The organism is Kamptonema animale CS-326, assembly GCF_028330895.1.
In the GTDB taxonomy this organism is placed as follows: domain Bacteria; phylum Cyanobacteriota; class Cyanobacteriia; order Cyanobacteriales; family Microcoleaceae; genus Kamptonema; species Kamptonema formosum.
Window position 1 is genome coordinate 1 of record NZ_JAQMUA010000436.1, and the last position, 4,978, is coordinate 4,978.

Genomic DNA, 4,978 nt, shown 5'->3' on the forward strand with positions numbered 1-4,978 from the left:
CCCCTAGTTATTGCTGAATGGGAATTTCGATCGCAAACTCAGTTCCCTGACCAAGAGTAGAGGAACACTTCAATTTTCCGCGATGTTTTTCGGTAATAATTTGATAGCTGATCGACATCCCCATGCCAGTGCCTTTCCCAATCGCCTTAGTTGTGAAAAACGGATTAAATATCCTTTGTTGAATATCTTCGGGAATGCCAGGGCCGTTATCTGCGATCGCAATCTGCACCCATTGGTCAGCAGTTACAGAAGTTCTAATTTTAATTCGACCAGGATTTGCCTGAACTTCCTCAAACGTTCGATTGGCATTCCCCTCTTCGATTGCATCGATCGCATTGGTGAGAATATTCATAAACACTTGATTGAGTTGTCCGGCGTAACATTCCACCAAAGGTAAAGTGCCATAATCTTTGATCGTCTCAATTTCTGGTCGTCCTGATTGCCCTTTGAGACGATGTTGCAAAATCATGAGAGTGCTGTCAATACCTTCATGAATATCCACTGCCTTAATATCAGCTTCGTCCTTACGCGAAAAGTTACGCAATGAGAGTACAATCTGCCGAATGCGATCAGTACCTATCCGCATAGAAGACAAAATGCGGGGTAAGTCTTCTTGCAAGAAATCCAGATCGATTTCCTCGGCTACAGTTTGAATTTCTGGAGTCGGTTGAGGATATTGCTGTTGATAAAGCTGCACAAAATATAATAAACTTTGAATGTAATCTTCAGCATGAGTGAGATTGCCATGAATGAAGTTAACCGGATTGTTAATTTCATGGGCAACTCCGGCAACTAATTCCCCCAGACTAGACATTTTTTCACTCTGAATCACCTGTGCTTGAGTGCTATGTAATTCACTTAACGCCTTTTTAAGTTCAACAGTGCGTGCTTCCACCCGATTTTCTAGTTCTTCATTACTTTTTTCTAACGCCGTAAACGATTCACCCACTTGTTTCGCCATGTAATTAAAGGATTGGGCAAGTGTGTTTAGTTCTTTAATTCCGCTATCTTCTACAGCCTGATCTAAGTTACCAGATGCGATTGCCTTACTTGCCTGATTTAGACGGAGAATCGGATGCACAACCCAGCGGGACGTGAAAATACCCATCACAGATGCGACTCCTAATGCCCCTAAACAGAGAAAGATAGTGAGGCGATTATTGGCGTTAATCTCTGCCATAAATTCGCTTTCTGGCACGCTCACTACTACTAACCAATCCAATCCATATTTGTCGCGCCAAGGGGTGATATGAAGATAATAAGGCTCTTCCTTTAAATCAAACTTAAGTTGTTTAGCTTCGGTAATGTTCTGGAAATTTTTAAAGCGTTGCTGGAGTTGTTTGGCAATTCCCTGCACTAGGGGATTGGCACTTTCTATTGCCTTCAAACGCTGGATCTCGTCCTTAACGAGGACAAAGGGCTGCTCTTTCGCAGAATTGGCAATTAACATCCCATTCCGTTCAAGAATGAAAACCTGTCCAGACTGACTGACTTTCATACTTCGCAAGAAATCGCTCAGTTTTAACAGGTGAATGTCTGCTCCGACTATTCCTAACAATCGATTTTGTGCGTCATAGATAGGACGACCCGCCGAAGCAACGATAAAGGGATAATTGGGATAATTCCAGGTATAAATCCGCGACCAAATAGGTTTACCTGCTTTCACAGGTTCCGTATACCAGGGCATGGTGAAGTTGTCCCAATCAGTAATAGTAATCATTTTGGTGCGATTACCCTGGTCATCGGTGGCGTAGGTGTAGCAATTGTTTGGAAGCTTGGCAGTCCAATCATCAATCACCACGGTTTTGCCATCGTAACTACCAGCTCCTGCCCCTTCACCCGTCGTTAGTCCGATGCCGATGTAAGTCAGGTCATAGGCCTGCATCTGATGCCAGAAATACTTTCCGACTGTTTTGCGATCGCGCACATCCAGCAATCCCATCCGAATCGCATCGGCATTTATCTGGCTCACTTTATGCGGGATAGATAAATAATAATCCAGATGTTGATTTACCATACTATTGGTTCGTTCCATCAGTTGGTTTGCTAGCTCATTTACAGCTTTCTGACCATTTCTGAAGGACAAATATCCAACTAAACTCACCGCTCCAAAGATTTGCAAAACGAATGGAATAATCAGAACAAGCTGTAAGGGTACTGCTTGAACTTTGCTGGAGGATCGCGTCTTCATCTTCGGAATTTACTTTGACCTTGTTCCTATTTACTGCGATTCCAGATATTGGAGGAAATCGAGCAACTGTTCTTTATTTAACTGATGCCGTGCGATTTTTCCGTAAGCTTGGTTAAGATGATCCCGGCCTTTTTTCTTATCCCAACGCAAGCGAGTAATTTCCTCAGTAGTTTTGCTGAAAATTTCTAGATAGTCTAAGAAATCTAGGAGTTCATGCCGAGGTAAAATACCCTGTGAAAACTTGCCGTAAGCCTCAAGCAAATACTCCGATTCTTGTTCTTTGCTCCACTTCAGGCGCTTGAGGAGTACGTCAATTTGCGCGATCGTATCGGAATTATCCTCTATGGTCTCGCTCGGCGGACTCATTTCCAGAGGTATCCCACTTTGAATGTCTGTAGATAGCGGTTCCACTTCCCCTATATTGAGGCTGCTGTCAGTCGGAGGGGAAAACGACGTTTCAGTTTTGCCGCCTGTTGGCGAGGGTATTGACGCTATCTCCTGACTTTGGGAAGAAACCCCATAACTAGAGGAAAGCCAAGCATCAGAGTCTAATTGCTTCGGTGCAGGGGGGACGCTTGGAGCCTGGGGAGGAAGTGGCGATCGCACGGGTTCAGGAGGCGACGAAGATGTAGAGTCATTTATCGGAGTTTTGGTATTGACAAAACTACTTTGAGATGAAGGAATAACCTTTTCAGTAGTAACAGGAAGATCTCGCTGGGGAACTTGCGGTACAACCTCTCCAGGGAAAGTTGACATTACATCTTCCCTAACGTCGTCTCGGTTGTTTCCTGTGTACAGCCTGACAACTGGTTCAGTTTCCAGAGAAGTTGACTGAGACATGGGGGTATTAAGATCGAGCATAGAGAGCGATCGCTTCCAGCTTTGATCCTCTGCCAACTCAACACTATCACCAGCAGACATCGCCGTAGCCAGAGTTTTTCCATCTACCTGAATCAGAGTGCGAACGACAAATTTACCGTGATAAATTGTCACCAACTCTGAGATTAACTGACCTGTCGGATAAAGAGCGTGAAATTTAGCAAACATAAGCTTTTGGCCCGAAAACCAGTGAGGGCTGCTCACCTAAGTGTAATACAGCCGCTTGAGAAATTCAGGACTTAGGCAGTTTTGAACGTATTTCTGTGATGGCGTTGGCGAAGCCTGCGCGTAGCGCTTGACTAGGCGCAAGCAATCCCCACCCACCCTACACGGTGAAAGTGCGTAAGTCCTAAAAATTTATGTAGCGATCGCGAACTATCTCAAAATTATGCACCCGTAACGCCACCCTCTCGGCGCTGAAAGAACCGCCCAGAGGGCGGCGTTACGATAAGATAACACTAATAAATCCAATTCAGGATTGCCCTTCACCAAGGAATTCAAAATATCATGTCATTAGCCCCATTCTCCCCAGAAGAAATCGCCGCTGAAGGTCTAAAACCTGAAGAATACGAAGAAATTGTCAAACGCCTAAATCGCCATCCCAACAAGGCTGAATTAGGAATGTTTGGCGTGATGTGGTCAGAACATTGCTGCTATAAAAATTCGCGGCCGCTACTCAAACAATTTCCCACCACAGGCGATCGCATTCTCGTCGGCCCCGGAGAAAATGCCGGCGTTATAGACTTAGGTAATGGCATCCAACTCGCCTTTAAAATCGAATCCCACAATCACCCTTCAGCAGTAGAACCATTCCAAGGTGCAGCCACCGGAGTCGGGGGAATTTTGCGAGATATATTCACAATGGGGGCGCGTCCCATTGCTGTATTAAACTCCCTCCGTTTTGGTTCCTTAGATGATGCTAAAACTCGGCGATTATTCACAGGTGTAGTATCAGGAATTTCCCATTATGGTAATTGCATTGGCGTTCCCACCGTCGGCGGCGAAATTTACTTCGATCGCGCCTATTCTGGCAACCCCTTAGTTAACGTCATGGCCCTGGGGTTAATGGAAACACCAGAAATAGTTAAATCCGGTGCATCTGGCATTGGTAATCCAGTGCTTTATGTTGGTTCAACTACTGGCAGAGATGGCATGGGCGGCGCAAGTTTCGCCAGTGCAGAATTAACCGATAAATCAGTTGACGATCGCCCCGCCGTGCAAGTAGGAGATCCCTTCTTAGAAAAATCATTAGTTGAAGCTTGCTTAGAAGCATTTAAAACAGGTGCAGTAGTGGCAGCACAAGATATGGGTGCAGCAGGAATCACTTGTTCTACATCAGAAATGGCAGCCAAAGGTGGGGTTGGAATTGAATTTGATTTAGATAAAATCCCAGTTCGAGAAACCGGGATGGTTCCCTATGAATATCTCCTTTCCGAATCACAAGAACGGATGTTATTTGTGGCTCACAAAGGGCGCGAACAAGAGTTAATTGATATTTTTCACCGCTGGGGACTCCAAGCCGTCATCGCTGGTCAAGTCATTGCCGAACCAATCGTGCGAATTTTATTTAAGGGAGAAATTGCCGCCGAAATTCCCGCAACTGCTTTAGCAGATAACACGCCCATTTATCACCATAAATTGTTGACAGAATTGCCGGAATATGTAAAGAAAGCTTGGGAATGGTCAGCTAATTCTTTGCCTCCTTGTACAATTAATGGTATTGAAATTGCCGAAGAGTTTCAAACTTGGAATGAAATTTTATTGACACTACTAGATACGCCGACGATTGCTTCTAAAAGTTGGGTTTATCGACAGTACGACCATCAAGTACAAAATAACACCGTGATGCTTCCTGGTGCCGCCGATGCAGCGATTATCCGATTGCGCCCGTTGGAACCCCCCCAACCC

General features: G+C 45.0%; 3 protein-coding genes. 1 reads left to right on the forward strand and 2 read right to left on the reverse strand.

Annotation, left to right across the window (positions count from 1 at the left end; genetic code table 11):
- Positions 1-7: 7 nt before the first annotated feature.
- On the reverse strand, positions 8-2,191 hold the full coding sequence (locus PN499_RS25590) for an ATP-binding protein (RefSeq protein ID WP_272035846.1): 2,184 nt from the start codon (positions 2,189-2,191) through the stop codon (positions 8-10).
- A 30-nt stretch (positions 2,192-2,221) separates the two neighbouring features.
- Positions 2,222-3,238, reverse strand: coding sequence for a hypothetical protein (locus PN499_RS25595; RefSeq protein WP_272035848.1), 1,017 nt, complete (start codon positions 3,236-3,238; stop codon positions 2,222-2,224).
- A 339-nt stretch (positions 3,239-3,577) separates the two neighbouring features.
- Between PN499_RS25595 and purL the strand changes: the two genes are divergently transcribed.
- A partial coding sequence (gene purL / locus PN499_RS25600) for a phosphoribosylformylglycinamidine synthase subunit PurL (protein WP_272035850.1) occupies positions 3,578-4,978 on the forward strand: 1,401 nt, incomplete at its 3' end.